The organism is Paracidovorax wautersii (genome assembly GCF_031453675.1).
In the GTDB taxonomy this organism is placed as follows: domain Bacteria; phylum Pseudomonadota; class Gammaproteobacteria; order Burkholderiales; family Burkholderiaceae_C; genus Paracidovorax.
In genome coordinates this window covers 908,293-928,572 of sequence record NZ_JAVIZX010000001.1, presented here as the reverse complement: position 1 = coordinate 928,572, position 20,280 = coordinate 908,293, and the positions used below count along the sequence as shown (strand labels likewise).

The following is a 20,280-nucleotide window of genomic DNA, read 5'->3' as shown; positions in this document are numbered from 1 at the left end:
CAGCTTCATTCCACTGCATTCCCCTCCGATCATGGCCTCTTTTTCGCAACCGGCGCTGCGCGAAGCGCTCAACGGCATCTCCGGCATCCTCGTCACGCCCTTCGACGCGCAGGACCAGGTGGTGGCCGCACCGCTGCAACCCATCGTGGACCGGGCCGTGGCGGCCGGCGTGCAGGTGCTGGTGGCCAACGGCAATACCAGCGAGTTCTACGGCCTGCAGGCCAGCGAGGCCGAGCGCGGCGTGCACCTGTCTGCGCAGTGCATCGCGGGGCGCGTGCCCCTGGTGGCCGGCGTGGGCCGCAGCGTGCACGAGGCCTGCGCGCTGGCCCGCGTGTCGCGCGATGCCGGGGCGGACGCACTGATGGTGCACCAGCCGCCGGATCCGTTCGTGGCCCCGCGCGGCGTGGAGGACTATGTGCGCCGCATCGCTGACGCGGCGGGCGACCTGCCGCTGGTGCTGTACCTGCGCAACGAGAACATCGGCCTGCCGGCCATCGAGGCGCTGTGCCGCATCCCGCAGGTGATGGGCATCAAGTGGGCCTCGCCCACGCCGCTGGTGCTGGCCGCCGCCATGCGCCGCGTGGCGGACCGGCAGCTCGCCTGGGTGGGTGGCCTGGCCGAGGTCTGGGCCGCACCGTTCTACGCAGTGGGCGCGCGGGGCTTCACCTCGGGGCTGATCAACGTGCTGCCGGAACGCTCCGTCGCCATCTACAACGCGCTCGAAGCGGCCGACTATCCGCTCGCCATGCGCCTGGTGGACGAGATGCTGCCGTTCGAGGAACTGCGCGCGCAGGAGAACAACGGCACCAACGTGACGGTCGTGAAGACCGCCCTGCAGCTCATGGGCGACGACTGCGGCGCCACCCGCCCGCCATCGGCCTGGCCGCTGGCCGACGGCCCTGCACAGCAGCTGCGCGCGCTGCTGCAGGGCTGGAACCTGCTGCGCTGAGGCGCTTCCCCTTTTGCTTTTTTCGCCTGCCCACAAGAACCATCGGAGACACGACATGATCCAACGCCGCCATTGCTTCACCCTGGCCGCCTGCGCGGCCGCTGCAGTCACCCTGGCCTCGCCTGCGCTCGCCCAGGCACCGGCCTATCCGGCCAAGCCGATCACCATCGTGATCGGTTCCACGCCCGGCAGCGCCACCGACGGCCTGGCCCGCGCCATCGGGGCGGAAGTCACCAAGGCCACGGGGCAGGCCGTGGTGGTGGAGAGCCGCGCCGGTGCGTTCGGCGGCATCGCCGCGCAGTACGTGGCCAAGGCCCCACCGGACGGCTACACGCTGTTCATGACGACCAACACCACGCAGTCCGCCAACCCGCACCTGCTGCAGAAGATCGGCTACGACCCGATCAAGGACTTCCAGCCCGTCGCGCTGCTGGCCAAGGGCTACATGGCACTGGTCGTGAACCCGCAGATCAAGGCGAACAACGTGGCCGAGCTGGTAGCCCTGGCCAAGGCCTCGCCGGGCAAGCTCAACTACGGCTCGGGCAGCTCGTCGGCCCGCGTCGCCACGGAGCTGTTCCAGCAGGCCACGGGCACGCAGTTCAACTACGTGCCGTACAAGGCCAACCCGCCGGCGGTGCTGGACCTGGTGGGCGGCCAGATCGACCTGATGATCGTCGACCTGACCACCAGCCTGCCCCAGGTGCAGGCCGGCAAGCTGCGCGCGCTGGGCATGAGCAGCCCCCAGCGATCGCCCCTGGTGCCCCAGGTGCCGGCCATCAGCGAATCGCTGCCGGGCTATGAGTTCGGCTACTGGAATGCGCTGTACGCGCCTGCGGGCGCGCCGGCGCCGGTGGTGCAGCGCCTGGGCGAGCTGATGCGCGGCGCCCTGGCGGCGCCGGGCGTCAAGCAGGTGATCGAGAAGACCGGCCAGGAGGCGGCCTTCATGGACGCGAAGGAACTGGCCACCTTCCAGAACCGCGAGCTGGAGCGCTGGGGCAAGATCATCCGCGCCGCCAACATCCAGCCGGAGTGAGCGCGCCGCGCCGCCGGTGCGCGGCGATGCGGGGGCGGACGCAGTCGGTGCGTCAGTCCTCGAACTCGAAGTCCTGCGCGGCATGCACCTTCCAGCCGCCGTCGCCGGTCAGCTGCAGCACATGCGTATGGTGCGCCAGCACGGCGGGGCGGTGGGCCACGCTGATGACCGACGCGCCGCTGCCGCGCACGCGCTGGTACAGCGCGGCCTCGTTGGCGCTGTCCAGGGCGCTGGTGGCCTCGTCCAGGATGACGATGCGCGGCTGGCGCACCAGCACGCGGGCAAAAGCCAGGCGCTGCTGCTCGCCGATCGACAGCTGCTTGTCCCATTCGCGCGTGGCGCCCAGGCCGCCCACGCGCTCGGCCAGGTCTGGCAGGTGCACGTCCTGCAGCATCTGCAGCAGCTCGTCGTCGCTCAGGGTCGTTTCCTGCGCGGGGTAGATCATCTGGCTGCGCAGCGTGCCGTGCTGCATGTAGGGCCGCTGCGGCAGGAAGAACAGGTCGTCCAGCGGCGGGTGGTGGACCACGCCTTCGCCCTCGCGCCACAGGCCTGCGATGGCGCGCAGCAGCGAACTCTTGCCGCAGCCGCTGGGCCCGGTGATGAGCAGCGCATCGCCGCTCTGCAGTTCGAGCGACAAACCCTTCACCAGCAGCCGGCCGCCCTGCGGCGTGTACAGCGTCATGTTCTCGATGGCAAACCGCTCGCCTTCGAGCGACTCGATGGTCGCGGCGCCCGGCAGGCCGGCGGCCGACGGGGCCGACGGGGCCGGCGCGACCGGTGCCGGGCCTGCCGCTTCTGCCGGCAGCCCTTGCGCCTTCTTGCGGCGGGCGCGTTCCCGCAGCCGCTCCAGCCGTTCGCGCCGGCGCTGGCGCAGGGCGGCTGCGGCGGCTTCCGGCTCCTCGGGCTCATCACCGCGCGGCGCGCCCAGCAGCACCTGGCCCAGCGTGTCCAGACGGCCGATGCCGGCCACGAACTTGCTCAGGCTCTCGAAGTTGTCCACGATCAGCGAGACGGCGGCCAGCACGGCCGTGAAGGCGCCGGCCGCCTGGATGGCGCGCCCGACCTCCATCTCGCCCGACAGCACGGCGTCGGCTAGGATGATGCTGGGAATCACCACCGTGAGCTGGCTGAACGCGCGCTGGAACAGGTTCAACGAGCGCTGGCGCTTGATGAGCCGCGCGTAGTTGTTGAACACCGCCTGGAAGCTGTGGTCCAGCTGGGCGCGCTCCTGCGCCTCGCCGCGGTAGAACGCGATCGACTCCGCGTTCTCGCGCAGCCGCATCAGCCCGAAGCGGAAGTCCGCCTCCCGCCGCAACTGCCAGAAATTGAGCCGGATCAGGGGGGCGCCGAACACATACAGCGCCACCACCGTGCCCACCAGCGCATACACCGCCAGGAAAGCCACCAGCAGGCGCGAGATGGACCACAGCACGGCGCTGAAGGCGACCAGCTGCATGAGCGCCCCGAGGAAGATCAGCAGGAAGTGCGTGGAGCGGCCCGTGAAGGTGTTGATGTCTTCGCTGATGCGCTGGTCGGGGTTGTCGATCACGCCCTGCGCATTCAGGTCGTAGTAGCGGCGACCGCCCAGGTAGCCGTCCAGGAAGCGGTGGGTGAGCCAGCGGCGCCAGTGGTTGGCGAAGGCATCGCGCATGTAGTAGTAGAAGGCGTAGACCGGCACCGCGAAGGCCAGCACCAGCAGACAGGTCTGCACGGCGCTCCAGAAGCGGTCGCGGTCGTGCGCAGCCAGGGCCGAGGTCATTTCGCCCGTGCGGTCGATCAGCATCACGGCGAGCTGCGTTTCGCACAGCATCAGCAACACCAGCAGGCCCAGCAGCGACCAGGCCGCCATCTTGCGGTCGCCCTGCCAGTAGGGCTTGGCCACATTCATGAACTGCCGCCAGGCGGCCATGGACAGGCCGGGGGCGCGGCGGGGGGCATCGGCCCCGGACGGGCCCGTGGCGGCGGGCAGGGGGGATGCGGGCGATGCTGCGGCAGCGGCGGAGGACGGCATGTGTTGTTATGGTGTTCCGGGGGGGCTGAGGCACGATAGGCGGGCGCCCGGCGCCGGTCTGTCGGACGCCGCCCCTGGCCGGCTAAGGACGCCTTGCCGACACGCGGGCCGCCGCCGGCGTGCATGGCACCTGCGATGGCGCTACAGTGCCGGCTACGCACTTCCGGGCTGCCGTTGCCGGCCCTTCCTCTAGTCTCCCATTCCATGTCCAACCTCATCGTCCACGGCGGCACGCCCCTGCGCGGGCGCATCACGCCTTCCGCCAACAAGAACGCCGTTCTTCCCGTGCTGTGCGCCACGTTGCTCACGCGCGAGCCGCTGCGCCTGCACGGCGTGCCCGACATCACCGACGTGCGCAAGATCCTCGACATCTTCCGCACGCTGGGCAGCACGGTGCAGTGGGACCACGCCAGCGGCACGCTGGACCTGCACCACCGCGATACGGTGTTCGATGCGGCCAGCCACCGCCTGCCCGAGGAGATGCGCTCGTCCATCATGCTGGTGCCCCCGCTGCTGGCGCGCTTCGGCGTGGCGCGGCTGGAGGACAACGTGAAGGGCTGCACCCTGGGCGTGCGCGAGATCGATCCGCACGTGGAGGTGTTCCGCAGCTTCGGTGCCACGGTGGAGCGGGCCGAGGGCTCGCTGCTGGTGCGCTCGGCAGGCGCGCTCACGCCGAACGACCATTGGCTGGACTACGCCTCCGTCACCACCACCGAGAACTTCGTGCTATGCGCGGCGGGTGCGCCGGGTGCGTCCACGCTCACCAACGCGGCCTCGGAGCCGCATGTGCAGGAGTTCTGCCGCTTCATGGCGCTGCTGGGCCTGCGCATCGACGGCATCGGCACCTCGCGCGTGACGGTGCATGGCGGCACGCCGCTGGGCGGCGGGGAGTTCCGCTTCGACGAGGACTTCCACGAAATCACCACCTTCCTGGCGTTGGGTGCCATCACCGGCGGCGATGTGGTGGTGAAGAACAGCGCCCCCGAGAACTTTCCCCTCATCGACCGCACTTTCGCCAAGTTCGGCGTGCGCATCGTGCACGAGGGCGGTTGGTCGCGCGCGGTGGTGGACGGGCCGCTCAAGGTGCAGACGCCCTTCACCAGCAACGTGCTGACCAAAGTGGAGGCGGCGCCGTGGCCGTACTTTCCGGTGGACCTGCTGCCCATCTTCATCGCCCTGGGCGTGCGGGCGGAGGGCAATGCCATGTTCTGGAACAAGGTGTACGACGGCGCCCTGGGCTGGACGGGCGAGCTGTCGAAGTTCGGCGCGCACGTGTTCTCGTCCGACCCGCACCGCATCGTCACCTTCGGCGGGCATGCGCTGACCCCGGCGGTGGTGGAGAGCCCCTACATCATCCGCGTGGCGATCGCCCTGTTCATGGTGGCCGCCAGCACGCCCGGCCGTTCCGAGATCCGCCACGCCGCGCCCATCCGCCGCGCCCATCCGCGCTTCGTGGAGAACCTGCGCAGCCTGGGGGTGCAGGTGGAGTGGACCAGCGAGGAGTGACGACTCCCCCCTGAGCGGCTGCGCCGCTTCCCCCCTGCTCTCGGCTTGCTGCGCGCGCCGGGAGGGGGGACGACGCCGGTGGACCGGCGGAGCCGGATCCACGGCGTCTGCTGGGACGGGCCGTGCGCTGGTGAGCGCGGCGCCGGAAAGCGAAAGGGCAGGGCCTGGCGGTCATGGCTCCACGCGCCGCGGCATGCGCCGGGGCCACGGGTAGGACGCGCGAGTCGCTGGTTCTGCGGCGCCGGATCGCCGCGTTCAGGGCGCCAGCAGGTCGTATGCGGCGCGCACGCGCTGGGCGTCGCGGCCCCAGCGGCGGTCCTGGGGCAGCAGGCGCAGCCACGCCAGGCGGCGGGCGGTCGTCGCCAGCACGGCGCGGGCCTCGGGCAGCTGGTGCGGGGCCTGCAGCCACGCGGCCCAATCCGTGCGCGCTTCTTCCAGGGCGCCGGTCTGGCGCAGGTAGATGGCGGTGGAGTGGGCGTAGCAGAGCATGTCGCGCACCTGGCACACCGGCAGGGGCAGGGCGGCCTGCGGGTCGTCCTCGAAGTCCACATAGGCGAGCGCGCCATCGGGGCACAGCACCATGTTGCGGGCGAAGGCCTGGCTCAGGCACAGGCCCTGGGCGTGCACGTGCGTGAGCGCCTCCAGGCCCTGGCGCCACAGCGCCAGCACCGCCTGCGGGCCGGCGGGCACGGCCGCCTCCATGGCGTTGCCGAGCGAGGGCGCCTCCATGCCGGGCACGCCCAGGTGGCGCATCAAAAAGCCGTCGGGCGCGGCGGCCAGGACCTCGGGCACGCGCAGGCCGCGTGCGGCCAGCTCGTGCATGCGGCGCACCTCGGTGGCGATGGCCTCGCGGCCGCCGCGGTTGGGCACGGGCCGCAGTGCCTGCAGGCCCAGCAGCGTGGCGAAGAGGCCGAGCGCACGGTAGCCCCACGGCCCCACGCTCGCTCCCGCCCGCTTGACCCACACCTGCTCGGCGCCGATGCGGTAGCTGGCGATGGGAAAGCGCTGCAGGCCCAGCTGGTGGTCCAGGAAGGCGGCGTAGTCGGGGGCAGGGGCCTGCGCAGGGCCTGCGGGCGCGTGGGGGGCGGGCTGCGTCATCGTTGCCCCTCCTGCATGGCGTGCGCGGTCGGGCGCGGGGCGGGACACGGAAGGGGCAGCAAGACCATGGGCGGCCGGAGACTGGGGCGCATGCGGGTGGGTTCGGATCGTCGGAAAAAGCGGCGCGCGGACGCAGGCGCTACACTGGCCGCCCTCTTTTCCCGACCCGCGCGCGCCCGTCAGGGGGTACGCTGCCGGATCCGGGATCATAAAGAAATCCTTTCGATCCCCTCTGCCCCATGTCTGCCTCCACTCCCGCCACTGATGCCGCGACCGCGGCGCCCGTCACCTCCGCGCTCGGCGCCGATGAGCTCGACGAACTCGACACGCTGCTGGACGACCTGCGCTCGCGCGCCGAGGAAATCCCGCAGTGGGAGTTCTGCGACGGCTTCCTGACCGCGCTGATCTGCACGCGCCGGCCCATTCCGGCCGCCGAGTACCTGCCCATGCTGCTGGGCGACGGTGCCGAGCTGGACGTGGCCGAGGGCGAACCGCTGCCGCTGCTCCCCGCCTTCAAGGATGCCGCGCAGCAGGCCCGCTTCCTGGAACTGTGGGACCTGCGCTGGAACGAGGTGACGGCCCAGCTCGACGCCGATGTGAAGTCGCTCGACGAAGACATGGCGTTCCAGCCCGAGGCCATGGACATGCGCGGCGCCATCGCCGCCCTGCCCGAGGAAGAGCGCGCCGACATGGAAGGCCAGGAGATCCCCTCCTTCGGCCAGGTCTGGGCGCTGGGCTTCATGTTCGCCGTGGAGAACTGGCCCGAGGACTGGGCGGCGCCGCGCGACAAGGAAGCCGCGCAGTGGCTGGACGATGCCATGGACGCCATCGTCGCGCTGACCGAGGACGACACCGGCAAGCCCGAAGTCTGCATGTACACCGAAGACGGCCCGCCCAGCACCAGCCAGGCGCGCGTGGAGACCTTCGGCGAAGCGATCTGGGCCGTGTACGACCTGCGCCAGCTCTGGAAGAGCATGGGCCCGCGCGTCGAGTCCATTCGCAAGGAAGCCACGCCCGGCCGCAACGACGCCTGCAGCTGCGGCAGCGGCAAGAAGTACAAGAAGTGCTGCGGCGCGAATGCCTGATGGCGTGATGCGCTGAGCGTTTCCCTTTCCAGCCCTTGATCCGACGCGCGCCTCTGGCGCGCGTTGTCGTTCCATGAACCCCTCGCACTCTTTCCTCACCCGCCTGCGCGCCGAATGGGCGCCCAGCATCCCGCGCGAGCTGCTGGCGGGCGCTGTCGCCACCTTCGCCCTCATTCCCGAGGTCATCGCGTTCTCGTTCGTCGCGGGCGTCGATCCGTCGGTGGGCTTGTTCGCGTCGTTCGTCATCAGCATCGTGATCGCCTTCGTCGGCGGCCGGCCGGCCATGGTGTCGGCCGCAGCGGGCTCGGTGGCGCTGGTGGCCGCGCCGCTGGTGCAGTCGCACGGGCTGGGCTATCTGCTGGCGGCGGGGCTGCTGGCGGGGGCTGTGCAGGTGGTGTTCGGGCTGCTCAAGCTCGGGGTGCTGATGCGCTTCGTCAGCAGCTCGGTGCGCACGGGCTTCGTCAATGCGCTGGCGATCCTGATCTTCTCGGCCCAGCTGCCGCACCTGCACGGCGCGGGCACCGCCACCTGGGCCATGCTGGCGCTGGGCCTGGCCGTCATCTACGGCCTGCCGTGGCTGGGCCAGCGCCTGCAACTGCGGGCGCTCACGGCCATTCCGTCGCCGCTGATCTGCGTGGTGCTGCTCACGCTCATCGCCTCCGGCCTGGGGTTGCCTCTGCCCACGGTGTCCGATCTGGGCCGGCTGCCCGATGCGCTGCCGCTGTTTGGCCTGCCGGAGGTGCCTGCCTCGCTGGAGACGCTGCGCATCATCCTGCTGCCCGCGCTGGCCATCGCCATGGTGGGGCTGCTCGAATCCGTGCTGACCGCCGCCGTGGTGGACGAGATGACCGACACGCCCAGCGACAAGAACCGCGAATGCACGGGCCTGGGGCTGGCCAACATGGCGGCCAGCTGCTTCGGTGGCATCGCCGGCTGCGGAATGATCGGCCAGGCCGTCAGCAACGTGAAGTACGGCGGGCGCGGGCGCTTGTCGACCCTGTTCGCTGGCGTGTTCCTGTTGATCCTGATGGTGGCGCTCAAGGACTGGGTGTCGCGGGTGCCGGTGATCGCGTTGGTGGCCATCATGGTGATGGTGTCGGCGTCCACCTTCGACTGGAAGTCGCTGGGCACCCTGGTGCGCCACCCGCGCCTGTCCAGCGCCGTGATGTTGGCCACGGTGGTCGTCACCATCGCCACGCACAACCTGGCGGCCGGGGTGGCCGTGGGCGTGCTGCTGAGCGGCGTGTTCTTCGCCGTGAAGGTGTCGCACATGCTGGCCGTGCGGGCCGAGGACGACGCCGCTACCGGCCTGCGCACCTGGCGCGTGAGCGGCCAGGTGTTCTTCGCATCGGCCGATGCGTTCATCGAGGCCTTCGACATCCTGGGCGCGGAGGGCCGCGCCGTGCGCATCGACGTGGCGGGCGCGCATTTCTGGGACATCACCGCCGTGGCCGCGCTCGACAAGGTGGTGCAGCGCCTGCGCCACCACGGCTGCACGGTCGAGGTGGTGGGGCTGAACGCCGCCAGCGCCGTGCTCATCGACCGGCTGGGGCCTTCGGCCTGACCCAGGCCACGGGCGGCGGGCGGCGGGCGGCGGGCCCGCCTAGAGCGGGGGTGCCGCGTTCCGCAGGTACACGGGCAGGTCCAACGTCGGCGGGCGCAGGCCGGATTCGTACAGCATGTCGGCCACGTAGCCGCGGTGATAAGTCTTAGAACGTGCTGACGATCTCCCTGGGGTCGCGCAGCGGCATTTGCGGGATGGGATGCTAGGCGCGGTGCGCTGCCCATAGCCCGGCTATGGGCGAGTGCCGCAACGCCGCAGACCGCCCGCAAATACCGCTGCCCGCAGGGTTGGAGCGAAATCGGGCGATTGAACGCTTCGACTGCTTGCATGGGCACGGGCCCATGAGGCGCATCCGAAGCATCCACTCCTCCCGATTGCGCTGCAACGCGGCCCCTATTAGATCGTCAACACGTTCTTGCTGCACGATGTGCTGCAGCATGTCCCCGCGCGCCATCGACCCGGCGCCGCCGTCCACGAAGCGGAAGTCGATGACCTCGGCCAGCGCCGTCTCGGTCTGCGCATCGGCGAAGCCGATGTACCACTGGTCCAGCGCGTGCTGCGCGGCGTGCAGCGCGGACAGCGGCGGCAGGGGCTCCAGCGTGCGCGTGGTGAAGCCGTGCGCCCGGCCCTGCAGATGGGCCTGCCAGATCCGATCCACCACCTGCATGTGGCCCAACGTGCCGGCCAGCCCGGCAGGCCTGCCGGGGCGCGGCGCGGTGACCACGTCGGCCGGTGCCTGGGCCAGGGCGGCGTACAGGCGTTCGTCGGCCCATGCGGTGTAGCGGGCCAGCAGGCGGAAGGGGCGGGTGGCAGGGGTCATGGCGGCGGGCCTTTCGTCGATCCGTACGTGGTGTGCCGCGCGGCCCCGTCAGTGCGGATCGGCCGCCAGCCAGCGGCGCAGCTGCGCCAGGGCGTGCGCGACGGTTTGCGCGCGCACGGCGGCGCGGTCGCCGTCGAAGCGGCGGCGTTCGCTGTGCGTGCGGCCGTCCACGCACCAGCCGAACCACACTGTGCCCACGGGCTTGTCGGCGCTGCCGCCCGACGGGCCGGCCACGCCGGTGACGGCCACGGCCACCTGCGCGGCCGAGTGCGCGACGGCGCCGTCGGCCATGGCGCGGGCCACGGGTTCGCTCACGGCGCCGTGGGCGGCGATGAGGGCGGGCGGCACGCCCAGCATCTCGGACTTGGCGGCGTTGGAGTAGGTGACGAAGCCGCGGTCGAACCAGGCGCTGGAGCCGGCCAGGTCGGTGCACGCGCCGGCGATCAGGCCGCCCGTGCAGCTTTCGGCGGTGGCCAGCATCAGGCCGCGGGCCACCAGAAGATCCGAAATATCAGTCAAATCGGCCTGTAGCGCTTGTGCATCAAGCGCAGCGTGCTCTTTATTTTGTAGCATTTGCCTGACTCATCAGAACCAGCGCCACAGGGCGATCACCAGCAGCGTGCAGAACGCCGCCACCAGGTCGTCGAACAGGATGCCGAAGCCGCCGCGCCAGCCGAAGCCCTTGAAGCGGCCGTCCGCCCACTTCACCGGGCCCGGCTTGGCCGCGTCGAAGTAGCGGAACAGCGCGAAGGCGGCGAGCTGCCCCCAGAAACCCATGGGCATGGCCAGCCACAGGATGATCCAGACAGCGACGATCTCGTCCCACACGATGGAGCCGGGGTCGCTCACGCCCATGTGGCGTGCGGTGACCGTGCAGGCCCACCAGCCCAGCACCAGCGACACGGCGATCACGATGCCGATGCCCGCGGGCTGCAGCCACATCTGCAGCACCAGAAAGGACAGCCAGCCCCAGGCCGAGCCCACCGTGCCGGGCGCCTTGCGCGCCAGGCCGCTACCGAAGCCCAGCGCGATCAGGTGGGCGGGGTGCGCGAAGAGAAAGCCGCGCAGGGCGTGCGGCGAAAGAGGCGGGCGGGGGGGCGTGGCGGACATGCGGGCGATCGGTAGGCTGCGGCGTGAACGGGGGGCAGGACAGGGCGCGCTCAGCGGCGCTCCTGCAGGCGCACGTCCTTGGGGTAGCGCACGGTGTGCGATGCGGTGAAGCGCGCGCTGGCGCCGGCGGCCAGCGTCTGGCTCCACAGCACCGTGCCGGGCTGCTGGTTCCAGGCGGTGTCGGCAGGTGCGGGCTCGTAGCGCGACTCGACGGTGATCTGCTCGTTCTGCGAGACGGGCGCCGCGTCCAGTACCTGCAGCGCGATGGGCGCCGTGTGGCGGTTGTCCACGGTGTAGGCGCGCTGCTGCGTGCGCTCGGTGCGGGCGCCGGTCAGGCCGGCGCTGCCGGTGGCGTCGCGCGCGGGTTCGGCGCGCACCCGTACGCGCTCGTCGCGGCCGAAGGCCAGGCCCGTGCGCGCGATGGCGGCCGTGTCCAGCTGCCCGCTGCCGACGAAGGCACCGTCGCGGTAGAGCGCCACGGGCGCCGTCGGCCACACGCCGGCCGGTGCGGGCAGCACGGCGACCAGGTAGGCGGCTTCTTCCTGGGCCGGCACGGTGCGCGACAGCAGCTGCGCGCGGGCGTCCGTCTGGCCCAGCGCCAGCGTGATGCGCTGGCCGCCCGACGGGACGGTGATGCGCTGCGGCACGGCGAATTCGGTGGCGTAGGCGCCTTCGGCCACGGCGACGTCGAACGACGGCAGGGGCTCGGCGGCCTCGGCCATGGGGGCGGGCGCCACGGGCGCGGCCAGGCGCTGCAGGGACGCGGCGGCGGGCGCTGGGGCCGGGGGCGGCACGGGCTGGGGCGGCGGCTCCACGTCCAGCGTCCAGGGGCGCGGCAGGCGGCCGCTGGTGGCGCGCGTCGGCTGCCCGGTGGAGAGCGTCAGCTGCACGCCGCCCCAGTCTTCGCCCGTGTTCTGTGCCACCAGGGCCAGGCGTTCCAGGCGCACGCTGGCCGCCGCCGTGTCCAGCGAGGCGCGGTAGCTGGGCGACCAGCCGGGGCCGCGCACCTGGTAGGCCAGGCGCACGTCGGCGTCGCGCTCGGCGGCGAGCGTCACGGTGACCAGCGCGACGCGGGCGGCCGGGCCGGCGATGCGGTCGCGCTCCGCGGTCAGGGCTTTCAGCGCCAGTTCGGCGGCCTCCTGCCGGCGCTGGGCCTGGTGCAGCTTGACCAGCGTGTCCTGCGCGGAGCGGCGCAGCGTCTCGGTGGTGGTGTTGATGGTGCCGGCGCCGGGCGTGCCCGGGCCGCTGGCCTGCACGGCGGGCGGCGTGTTGGCCACCGTTTTCAGGTAGGTGTGCGCCAGCTCCAGCGCATCGCTCTCGGCGCTGGCGGCGGCCAGCTGGTCCTGCGCGGCGCGCACGCGGTCGTCCAGCGGGCTGGCGCAGCCGCCGGCAATGGCGCGGTCCAGCACCTGCACGCTGGTCTCGCCCACGCGCACGCTGGCATCGGCCTGCACCTGCAGGCTCTGCGCGTCCAGCCCGGCCGGCAGGCAGCGGAAGGTGAGGCTGCGCGCCCCGGCGGGCACGCGGGCCACGCGCTCCACGGTGGCGCTGCCGGGGTAGAGCTTGACACGGGCGATGCGCGAGGCCGGTTCACCGGCAGCGGGCGCGGCCGACGCGGCGGGCAGCAGGGCACTGGTGGCCTGGGCCGCGGCGGCCATCGGCAGAGCCAGCACGGCGCCGGCCAAGAGCAGCCCCGCCAGCGGGGCGGTGGTGCGGAACGGGGCGCAGCGTATGCGGAGCAATGGGGTCATGGAAAAGCCTCGCTGGCGCAGGGCGTGCCGAAAGGGACACGGTGAGCGCGTGAGGCCAGGATGCTAGCAGCCAGCGGTGTACGGCCGGGCGATTGCATGCCAAATCGGCCTGTAGCGCCCGCTGGTAAAGCGCAGTGTGCTATGTATTGTGTAGCGATGGTGGGCGCTGCTGCTGCCGCTCCTCAGGCGAAGTGATCGAACGACGCGTAGCGCGCATTCAGCGGCTGGCCGTTTGCATCCACCAGGCGCAGACCGGGCGTGGCCTCGATGGTGCCGATGCGGGTGACCGGCGTGCCGGCCGCGCGGCCGGCGGCCAGCACATCGCCCTGGCGCTCGGGGGCGGCAGTGAAGGCCAGCTCGTAGTCGTCCCCGCCCGCCAACGCGCACTGCAGCAGCACCTCGTGGGTGAAGCCGGCGTCCGTGCCGGCCGCCTGGGCGCCGGCGGCCACCAGGCCGGTGACCAGGGCCGTGTCGATGCGGGCGCCCACGCAGGAGGCGGCCAGGATGTGGCCCAGGTCGCCCAGCAGGCCGTCGCTCACGTCGATGGCGCTGCGGGCCACGCCGCGCAGCGCCTGGCCGAGGGCGACGCGCGGCGTCGGCCGCTCCAGGCGCTCGCGGGCGGCGGCCAGCAACGCGGGCGGCAGCGGCAACTGGCCGCGCAGGGCGTCCAGCGCCAGCCGCGCATCGCCCAGCGTGCCGCTCACCCACACGTCGTCGCCCGTGCGCGCGCCGCTGCGCAGCAGGGCCTGGCCCGCGGGCACCTCGCCGAACACGGTCACGCAGATATTGAGCGGGCCCTGCGTGGTGTCGCCGCCCACCAGCTCGCATTCGTGCGCGTCGGCCAGCGCCAGCAGGCCTTCGGAAAAGCCCTTGAGCCAGGCCTCGTCCACCTGCGGCAGCGACAGCGCGAGTGTGAAGGCCAGCGGCTTGGCGCCGCACGCGGCCAGGTCGCTGAGGTTCACGGCCAGCGCCTTGTGGCCCAGGTGCGCGGGGTACACGTCGGCAAAGAAATGCCGCCCCTCGACCAGCATGTCGCTGGACACGGCCAGCTGCATGCCGGGCGCGGGGGCCAGCAGCGCGCAGTCGTCGCCTACGCCCAGCGCATTGCGGCGCACCGGCCGCGTGAAGTAGCGCGCGATCAGATCGAATTCACCCATGGGGCAAGGATAAGGCCGGGTGGGCCGGGCTCTGGGGTGGCGGGGGCATTCGGGGCCGGCCGGCCGCGGGCGTGGTGTGGCGTGGCGGCGGATTTCACGGCGGCTTCATCGCGGCGTCATGGCCCGTGGCTACCTTGGGCCGCGCGGCGCGCCGTTGGGGCGCGCCGGCAGGTCCCGACCCCCTGTCCCTGGGCCGTTCCATCGACAAAAAACCATGACTACAGATGCTTTCCCGGGCGGCGCCGCTGCCGCCCCCGTGCCTGCGGCGCTGCCTTCCGATGCGGGCCCGGGCTGCGCCGCCGCGCCGTCGCCGCAGATCGCCTCCACACGGCGGGGGCTGTTGCGCGGCGGCCTGGCCGCGCTGCTGCCCACGGGCTCGGCGGCCCTGCTGGCGGCGTGCGGCGGCGGTGATGATGACGACGCGCCAGCGCCAGCGCCCGCTCCCCCACCCGCACCAACGCCTGCTCCCGCGCCTGCGCCTGCGCCTGCACCGGCCCCCGCACCCGCTGCAGACGCCACGCTCGGCTCGCGCTTCGCGCTGGCCGTGCTGCCCGACACGCAGTTCTACGCCCGCTATGCCACGCAGGCCGAGAACCTGCAGTTCAGCCGCAAGTTCGGCAGCGAGCCCTTCATGGCCCAGACCTTCTGGGCCGCCAGCAACGCGCGCGAACTGAACATTCCCTTCCTGATCCACCTGGGCGACGTGGTGGACCAGGTGGGCAAGCCCGACCAGTGGAAGGTGGCCGACCAGGCCATGCGCGTGCTGGAGACCGCCAAGCTTCCCTACTCGGTGCTGGCCGGCAACCACGACGTGCTGGACGACCGCGACTACGTGGACGCGAATTCGCAGTCCAGCGGCACCGACGCGCAGCGCACGCTGGCCAACGAGCCTTATCTGCAGTGGTTCGGCACCAGCCGCGCTCAGCGCCAGTCCACCTTCGGCGGGCGCGACGCGACGGGCTTCCACGAGTACCACGTGTTCAGCGTGGAGGGGCAGCAGTTCATGGTGCTGTCGCTGTCGTGGCGCATCTCGGACAACGGCATCGCCTGGGCGCGCCAGGTCATCAAGGACCACCCCACGCTGCCGGTGATCCTGGTCAACCACCAGCTGCTCAACATCGCCACCGATGCCGCGAGCCCGTTGGAGACGCCCTACGGCCAGATGCTGTGGGAGCGCCTGATCCGCGACAACGACCAGATCTTCATGACGCTCAACGGCCACCACCACGGCGCCGCGCGGCTGACCAAGACCAACGACTTCGGCAACCCGGTCGAGGAAATGGTGGTGGACTACCAGATGGCCTACCAGGGCGGCAACGGCCAGATGCGTCTGTACGAGTTCGACCTGACGCACAACACCATCGACGTGTTCTCGTTCTCGCCCTGGGTGGTGCAAAAGCCCCGTGACACACTCACGCCATTCGACCAGGCCGTGCTTTCCGGTGCCAACGAAGGCTTTCGCATCTCCATCGATTTCGCGCGCCGCTTCGCCCGCTTCAATCCCACGTTCAAGGCCGGCACCGCCAACCGCCAACCCATCGTGGAACAGGCCCGCGCCGCGCTGCTCGCGGGCTACGCCGAGCCCGCCGCGCCGGTGCAGAAGGAGCCCACCGGCCCGAACGACTATGTGAAGGTGGCCAGCACGGTGGCGCACTGGCGCTTCTTCGGCGGCACACCCGGCCAGCCGGTGCCCGTGGGCTATGTGGTGGCCGACGAGACCGGTGCCAACCCGGTGCGCCGCGAGGCGCTGAACGTCAATGGCGTGCAGGGCGCCGAGCTGGGCGACCTGGTGTGGGCGGCCGACCGGCACCGGCTCTCGGCCGCGCCGGGCTCGGTGCGCTTCCTCAACACCAACAAGAACACGCCGCGCATGAGCTACTTCGTCACCGAGGCGACGGCGGCGCTCAACCAGCAGACCTTCACCAGCGGCTTCACGGTGGAGGCCTTCATCAAGATCGACCGGGACTGGAGCCGTTCGCTGCACGCCTGGATGAACATCCTGACGCGCGCCGGCAACCGCGGCACCGTCGCCGGCTTCTCGGGAGAGGACCCGGAGGCCACGCCCGTGCTGTTCGCCATCTCCAGCCTGAAGGAGGTGCAGTGGGAGATCGTGCCCGCGCATGCCGGCACGCGCGCGCCGCAGGCCAGCTGGTCGGGCGAGATCCTGGTGGACCGCTGGGTGCATGTCGCCATCGTCGGCGACCCCGCGCAGCGCGAGACCGTGATGTCCGTGGAAGGCGCGCCCGTGCTGCGCAACAGCGGCGATGCCTCGGGCATCGCCACGGCGGGGGCGGCCCTGCAGTGGATGGTGGGCGCGGGCTCCTGGGACGGGCTGCGTGCCGACGGCTTCTTCGGCCAGATCGGCGAGATCCGTCTGGCCGCCGCACCGCTGCCGCCCACCCAGTGGCTCACGGCCCGCGCGGGCTGACCGGCGCGGGAGCCGCCCCCAGGGGGGCCGGCAGGGCGGGGCCCCGCCTCCGACCGCCCTGCGGCGCAGGGCGGCGCGGCGGCGCGCCTGCCGGCCGGTCGGCGCAGGGACAGGTCGCTACACTGCCAGCTCTTCGATCACCGGCAAGGAGGATTTCCGTGCACAAAGCCGTCGCCGTCACACTGGTTCTGGCCCTTTCCGCGGCATTGGGTGCGTGCCGCAAGCAAGACGCTGCGGCGCCCGCCGCGGCTCCGCCGTCCCCTCCCGCCGCCTCGGCCGCGCCAGCCGCCAGCGCACCGGCGCCCCAGACGGCGGCGGCCCCTGCGAGCAAAGGCTTCGACACCGCCAGCCTGCCGGTCTCCAGCGCCCCGCTCGGCGCCTTCCCCTACATCAAGCTGCCCAGCGGCTATGTGACAGGCACCACGCCGGACATGGCCGATTTCGACCAGGTGCCGTTCTGGACGGGCGACCGCCTGGAACCGGTGGAAGGCAAGGTCTGGTCCGCGAACGTCGCCGCCGAGCAGGGCAAGACCTTCTCCGACCTGGAGCTGGCGCGTAACATCGAGGCGGTGGTCGCCTCGCTCGGTGGCAAGAAGATCTTTGAGGGCCGGATTCCGGAGGCCGCAGGGCAGAAGATCAAGGAGTGGCCGCGCGACGTGGCGACCAAGTACAACAGCGGGCTGGGCGATGTGTGGAACAACCCCGTGCAGGTGTTCGTCGTCCACCGTGCCGACCGCGACATCTGGATCCACCTGTGCAGCCACCCGTTCGGCGGCGGCCTGCTGATCGCAGAGACCCAGCCGCTGCAGATCACGGCCGGCCTGTTGCCGGCCAGCGAGCTGAAGGCGCAGATCGACAAGGCGGGCAAGGTGGCGCTGCACGTCAACTTCGCCACGGACAAGACCGACATCCTGCCCGACTCGCAGCCGCAGATCGAACAGGTCGTGCAGCTGCTGCGGCAGGACGCGGCGCTGAAGCTGGCGGTCAACGGCCATACCGACAACACGGGCGACGCGGCGCACAACAAGGCCCTGTCCGAGGGCCGTGCCAAGGCGGTGGTCGCCGCCCTCGCCGCGCAGGGCGTGGATGCGGCCCGGCTGTCGTCGGCCGGCTTCGGTGACACGGCGCCGGTGGCGGACAACGCCACCGACGCAGGGCGGGCCCAAAACCGCCGTGTCGAACTCGTGAAGCGATCCTGAAGGGCGGCCGCGGGGCGCAAGGCCCCGCCTGCCGTGCCGTGCGGTGGCGCTGCGTCTACCCGCGGTCGCCGCGGAAGCGCTGCGCGGCCTGGCGGCTGACCTCGGCCAGCAGCTGCTCTTCGCGCTGGCGTTCGCGCAGCCAGCGGGCGTCGTTCTGGCCGGCGATGGCCTCGCCGCGCAGCATGTGCAGCGCGCCCGAAGCGCCATGCGCTCCCGCATGGCGGGCGATGTGGTCGATGGTCTGCAGCAGGTGGTCGCGCAGCGGCATGTGCTCACCCGTGGCGGGGTCCACGTACACGGCCTCCATGCCGAAGCGGCAGGCCTGGAAGCGGTTGTAGGTGTAGACGAGGTAATCGTCTTCCGACGGGGTGAACGGCTGCTCGGCCAGGAACCATGCGCCCAGCGACTGCACGAAGGCCGACAGGGCGGCTGCACGCTCGATGGTGAGCGGCGTGTCGAACACGCGGATTTCGATGGTGCCGAACTCCGGCTTGGGGCGGATGTCCCAGTAGAAGTCCTTCATGCTCTTGACCACGCCGGTGCGCGTCATCTTCTCGAAGTACTGCTCGAACTCCGTCCACGTCAGCACGCAGGGCGCGCGGCCCGACAGCGGGAACGCGAACACCGAATTGAGCCGCGCCGAGTCGAACGCCGTGTCCTGCCCCTGCACGTAGGGGCTGGAGGCCGACAGCGCGATGAAGTGCGGGATGTAGCGCGACATGCGGTGCAGCATGAGCAGCGCGGCATCGGCGTCGGGGCAGCCGATGTGCACGTGCTGGCCGAAGATGGTGAACTGCTTGGACAGGTAGCCGTACAGCTGCGACAGCTCCTGAAAGCGCGGCTTGTCGTAGATGCGCCGCTCGTGCCACTGCTGGAAGGGGTGCGTGCCGCCGCCCACCACGGCGATGTTGAGCTTGTCGGCGCTTCTCACCAGCGCGTCGCGGATCTGCGTGAGCTGGCCCAGCACCTCGCTGCCCGAATGGCAGATGCCGGTCGAGATCTCGATCATGCTGTTGGTCATCTCCGGCACCACGCTGCCGGGCAGGGGCTGCTTCTCCATCAGGCGCAGCATGTCCTCCGCGTAGGGCGCCAGATCGTAGTCGTGGGTGTTGACGAGCTGCAGCTCCAGTTCGACGCCCAGCGTCAGCGGCTCGGAATGGTGGAAGGCTTCAAGACTCACGGGGGCTGTCTCCGGTGTTGCTGCTGCTGGAGGGGTTGCGGCCGGCGCGGGTCAGCGGCGCCCAGGGCTTGGAGCTTTCGCCCGCCCGGTAGATGGCCACGGTGGCGATCACCGCGCCCAGCACTTCCATCAGCAGGATGGTCGGCAGGGCCACGCGGGCGATCAGGTGGCCGGTGGAGGCCGAGGCCACCACGAACTGCGAGGCGATGAGCAGGGCGATGGACGACATGGGCGTCATCGCGCAGCTCACCCACAGGGCCTGGCGCCAGCTCGCGCCGCTGCCGATGTTGCCCAGGCCCACGCCCACGGCCTTGGCGACCAGGCGCACGGCGATCAGGGCCAGCACCACGCCAGCTACCGGGCCGCTCCAGTCGGCCTGCGCGGCCACGGTGGAGACCAGCACGAACATCAGCATGGTGAGCAGCGAGGACGCCGTGCCCAGCTGGCGCGGCCAGGCCCAGGGGCGCGGGTTGAGCTGCTTGAGCAGCATGCCGCCCAGCAGCGCGGCCAGCGGGGCCGAGCCCCCCATGAAGGCCGCCACGGCCGTGCCGGCCGCGATCAGCGCCAGCAGCAGGATGGAGGTGTTCTCGCTCGTCGGGCTCATGAAGCGCAGCGCCATGCGCAGGGCCAGCGCCAGCACCGCGCCCACGATGATGGAAACGCCCAGCACCACCATCACGGGGTAGATGGTGTCGGTGAAGCCGGTGTTGGGACGGTTGATGAGTTCGGCCTGGGCGCTCCCCAGCGTCAGCGCATACAGGGTGGACAGCGTGGCCAGCACGATGGAGCGGTCGGTCACGGGGCCGGCGGCGCGCATGTCGGTCACCACGCGCGTCAGCACGGCGGGCGAGGCAGCCAGCGCGACCAGCGCCAGGGGGCCGGCGGCGCGGTCAGGCACGTCCAGCCAGATCAGCACCCAGTACACGGCGAAATACGTGCAGACGGACTCCGCCACGCTCTGCACCAGCACCATGGGGTTGTGACGGAACCAGCGCAGCGGAATGCGGGCGCCGGCTTCGAACAGCACCACGGAGATCCCCAGCTCCAGCAGGAACAGCCCGATGCCCTGCAGCGGCCACAGCGCGCCGCTGAATCCCAGCAGGCCGGCGATCGTGCCCACCAGGGTGTAGCCCACCACCTTGGGCAGGCCGGTATGGCGTTGAAACAGGTAGCCGGAAATGGCGGCGACCGCCAGCAGCATCGACCATTGCACGGTGGGCAGCCCCGCCGAAGGGCGCAGCCACTGCGCCCAGAAGCTCATCAGCTCATTCATTCTTTATGTGTCCTCTTCCATCTGCGGGTGGCCCGCTGTGCGGCCCTGCAAGGCCCAGCCCATCCCGGGATGTGGCCCGGTTCGGCGGCCGACCGAATCTACCTGTGGATACATGC

16 protein-coding genes are annotated in these 20,280 nt (G+C 71.3%); 7 read left to right on the top strand and 9 right to left on the bottom strand.

The annotated features are described in order from the left end of the window. Nucleotides 1-31: 31 nt before the first annotated feature. The gene (locus QE399_RS04265) at nucleotides 32-949 is read left to right on the top strand and encodes a dihydrodipicolinate synthase family protein (RefSeq protein ID WP_309826469.1); all 918 of its coding nucleotides are present in this window, start codon (nucleotides 32-34) and stop codon (nucleotides 947-949) included. 55 nt (nucleotides 950-1,004) lie between these two features. Continuing rightward, entirely contained in the window at nucleotides 1,005-1,982 is a 978-nt protein-coding gene (locus QE399_RS04260) for a Bug family tripartite tricarboxylate transporter substrate binding protein (protein WP_309826467.1), read from the top strand. Nucleotides 1,983-2,034: 52 nt separating this feature from the next. Here QE399_RS04260 and QE399_RS04255 read toward each other — a convergent pair whose 3' ends face one another. Further along, nucleotides 2,035-3,870, bottom strand: coding sequence for an ABC transporter ATP-binding protein/permease (locus tag QE399_RS04255; protein WP_309831928.1), 1,836 nt, complete (start codon nucleotides 3,868-3,870; stop codon nucleotides 2,035-2,037). Nucleotides 3,871-4,197: 327 nt separating this feature from the next. Between QE399_RS04255 and QE399_RS04250 the strand changes: the two genes are divergently transcribed. Then, nucleotides 4,198-5,499 (top strand): UDP-N-acetylglucosamine 1-carboxyvinyltransferase, encoded by a 1,302-nt coding sequence (locus QE399_RS04250; RefSeq protein ID WP_309826465.1) that lies wholly within the window; start codon nucleotides 4,198-4,200, stop codon nucleotides 5,497-5,499. A gap of 255 nt (nucleotides 5,500-5,754) precedes the next feature. Here the strand turns inward: QE399_RS04250 and QE399_RS04245 are convergent, their stop codons facing one another. Beyond that, a complete protein-coding gene (locus tag QE399_RS04245) occupies nucleotides 5,755-6,597 on the bottom strand; it encodes a BUD32 family EKC/KEOPS complex subunit (protein WP_309826463.1) in 843 nt (280 codons plus the stop codon). Between the two features lie 239 nt (nucleotides 6,598-6,836). On the opposite strand from QE399_RS04245, the gene QE399_RS04240 reads away from it, so the two are divergent. Then, the gene (locus tag QE399_RS04240) at nucleotides 6,837-7,682 is read left to right on the top strand and encodes a UPF0149 family protein (protein ID WP_309826461.1); all 846 of its coding nucleotides are present in this window, start codon (nucleotides 6,837-6,839) and stop codon (nucleotides 7,680-7,682) included. A gap of 73 nt (nucleotides 7,683-7,755) precedes the next feature. Continuing rightward, nucleotides 7,756-9,246 carry a SulP family inorganic anion transporter gene (locus tag QE399_RS04235; protein WP_309826459.1) on the top strand — a complete coding sequence of 497 codons (1,491 nt, stop codon included), beginning with the start codon at nucleotides 7,756-7,758 and terminating at the stop codon, nucleotides 9,244-9,246. Nucleotides 9,247-9,448: 202 nt separating this feature from the next. Here the strand turns inward: QE399_RS04235 and QE399_RS04230 are convergent, their stop codons facing one another. The 5 genes from QE399_RS04230 to thiL form a co-directional block, all read right to left on the bottom strand. Beyond that, the gene (locus QE399_RS04230) at nucleotides 9,449-10,066 is read right to left on the bottom strand and encodes a DinB family protein (protein ID WP_309826458.1); all 618 of its coding nucleotides are present in this window, start codon (nucleotides 10,064-10,066) and stop codon (nucleotides 9,449-9,451) included. A 48-nt stretch (nucleotides 10,067-10,114) separates the two neighbouring features. Further along, complete coding sequence (locus QE399_RS04225) at nucleotides 10,115-10,639, bottom strand: CinA family protein (protein WP_309826456.1); 525 nt, start codon at nucleotides 10,637-10,639, stop codon at nucleotides 10,115-10,117. A gap of 12 nt (nucleotides 10,640-10,651) precedes the next feature. Then, a complete protein-coding gene (locus QE399_RS04220; protein WP_309826453.1) occupies nucleotides 10,652-11,176 on the bottom strand; it encodes a phosphatidylglycerophosphatase A family protein in 525 nt (174 codons plus the stop codon). A gap of 50 nt (nucleotides 11,177-11,226) precedes the next feature. Then, nucleotides 11,227-12,927, bottom strand: a complete 1,701-nt coding sequence (locus QE399_RS04215) for a DUF4139 domain-containing protein (protein ID WP_309826451.1) — start codon at nucleotides 12,925-12,927, stop codon at nucleotides 11,227-11,229. Between the two features lie 182 nt (nucleotides 12,928-13,109). After that, complete coding sequence (gene thiL / locus QE399_RS04210; protein ID WP_309826449.1) at nucleotides 13,110-14,084, bottom strand: thiamine-phosphate kinase; 975 nt, start codon at nucleotides 14,082-14,084, stop codon at nucleotides 13,110-13,112. A 214-nt stretch (nucleotides 14,085-14,298) separates the two neighbouring features. Between thiL and QE399_RS04205 the strand changes: the two genes are divergently transcribed. Both QE399_RS04205 and QE399_RS04200 read left to right on the top strand, forming a co-directional pair. Next, entirely contained in the window at nucleotides 14,299-16,512 is a 2,214-nt protein-coding gene (locus tag QE399_RS04205; protein WP_309826448.1) for a LamG-like jellyroll fold domain-containing protein, read from the top strand. 158 nt (nucleotides 16,513-16,670) lie between these two features. Continuing rightward, nucleotides 16,671-17,711: an OmpA family protein gene (locus QE399_RS04200; protein ID WP_309826446.1), complete on the top strand. Its 1,041-nt coding sequence runs from the start codon at nucleotides 16,671-16,673 to the stop codon at nucleotides 17,709-17,711. Between the two features lie 55 nt (nucleotides 17,712-17,766). Here the strand turns inward: QE399_RS04200 and QE399_RS04195 are convergent, their stop codons facing one another. Beyond that, nucleotides 17,767-18,891, bottom strand: coding sequence for a YbdK family carboxylate-amine ligase (locus tag QE399_RS04195; RefSeq protein WP_309826444.1), 1,125 nt, complete (start codon nucleotides 18,889-18,891; stop codon nucleotides 17,767-17,769). After that, nucleotides 18,881-20,164: a cation:proton antiporter gene (locus tag QE399_RS04190; protein ID WP_309826442.1), complete on the bottom strand. Its 1,284-nt coding sequence runs from the start codon at nucleotides 20,162-20,164 to the stop codon at nucleotides 18,881-18,883. Before QE399_RS04190 ends, QE399_RS04195 begins: the two co-directional genes overlap by 11 nt. Nucleotides 20,165-20,280 lie beyond the last annotated feature (116 nt).

What these genes read in the sequence shown, in the direction of transcription:
- QE399_RS04265 (WP_309826469.1), top strand. Translation starts at nt 32, where the DNA reads ATGGCCTCTTTTTCGCAACCGGCGCTGCGCGAAGCGCTCAACGGCATC.
- QE399_RS04260 (WP_309826467.1), top strand. Translation starts at nt 1,005, where the DNA reads ATGATCCAACGCCGCCATTGCTTCACCCTGGCCGCCTGCGCGGCCGCT.
- QE399_RS04255 (WP_309831928.1), bottom strand. Translation starts at nt 3,870, where the DNA reads ATGAATGTGGCCAAGCCCTACTGGCAGGGCGACCGCAAGATGGCGGCC.
- QE399_RS04250 (WP_309826465.1), top strand. Translation starts at nt 4,198, where the DNA reads ATGTCCAACCTCATCGTCCACGGCGGCACGCCCCTGCGCGGGCGCATC.
- QE399_RS04245 (WP_309826463.1), bottom strand. Translation starts at nt 6,597, where the DNA reads ATGACGCAGCCCGCCCCCCACGCGCCCGCAGGCCCTGCGCAGGCCCCT.
- QE399_RS04240 (WP_309826461.1), top strand. Translation starts at nt 6,837, where the DNA reads ATGTCTGCCTCCACTCCCGCCACTGATGCCGCGACCGCGGCGCCCGTC.
- QE399_RS04235 (WP_309826459.1), top strand. Translation starts at nt 7,756, where the DNA reads ATGAACCCCTCGCACTCTTTCCTCACCCGCCTGCGCGCCGAATGGGCG.
- QE399_RS04230 (WP_309826458.1), bottom strand. Translation starts at nt 10,066, where the DNA reads ATGACCCCTGCCACCCGCCCCTTCCGCCTGCTGGCCCGCTACACCGCA.
- QE399_RS04225 (WP_309826456.1), bottom strand. Translation starts at nt 10,639, where the DNA reads ATGCTACAAAATAAAGAGCACGCTGCGCTTGATGCACAAGCGCTACAG.
- QE399_RS04220 (WP_309826453.1), bottom strand. Translation starts at nt 11,176, where the DNA reads ATGTCCGCCACGCCCCCCCGCCCGCCTCTTTCGCCGCACGCCCTGCGC.
- QE399_RS04215 (WP_309826451.1), bottom strand. Translation starts at nt 12,927, where the DNA reads ATGACCCCATTGCTCCGCATACGCTGCGCCCCGTTCCGCACCACCGCC.
- thiL (WP_309826449.1), bottom strand. Translation starts at nt 14,084, where the DNA reads ATGGGTGAATTCGATCTGATCGCGCGCTACTTCACGCGGCCGGTGCGC.
- QE399_RS04205 (WP_309826448.1), top strand. Translation starts at nt 14,299, where the DNA reads ATGACTACAGATGCTTTCCCGGGCGGCGCCGCTGCCGCCCCCGTGCCT.
- QE399_RS04190 (WP_309826442.1), bottom strand. Translation starts at nt 20,164, where the DNA reads ATGAATGAGCTGATGAGCTTCTGGGCGCAGTGGCTGCGCCCTTCGGCG.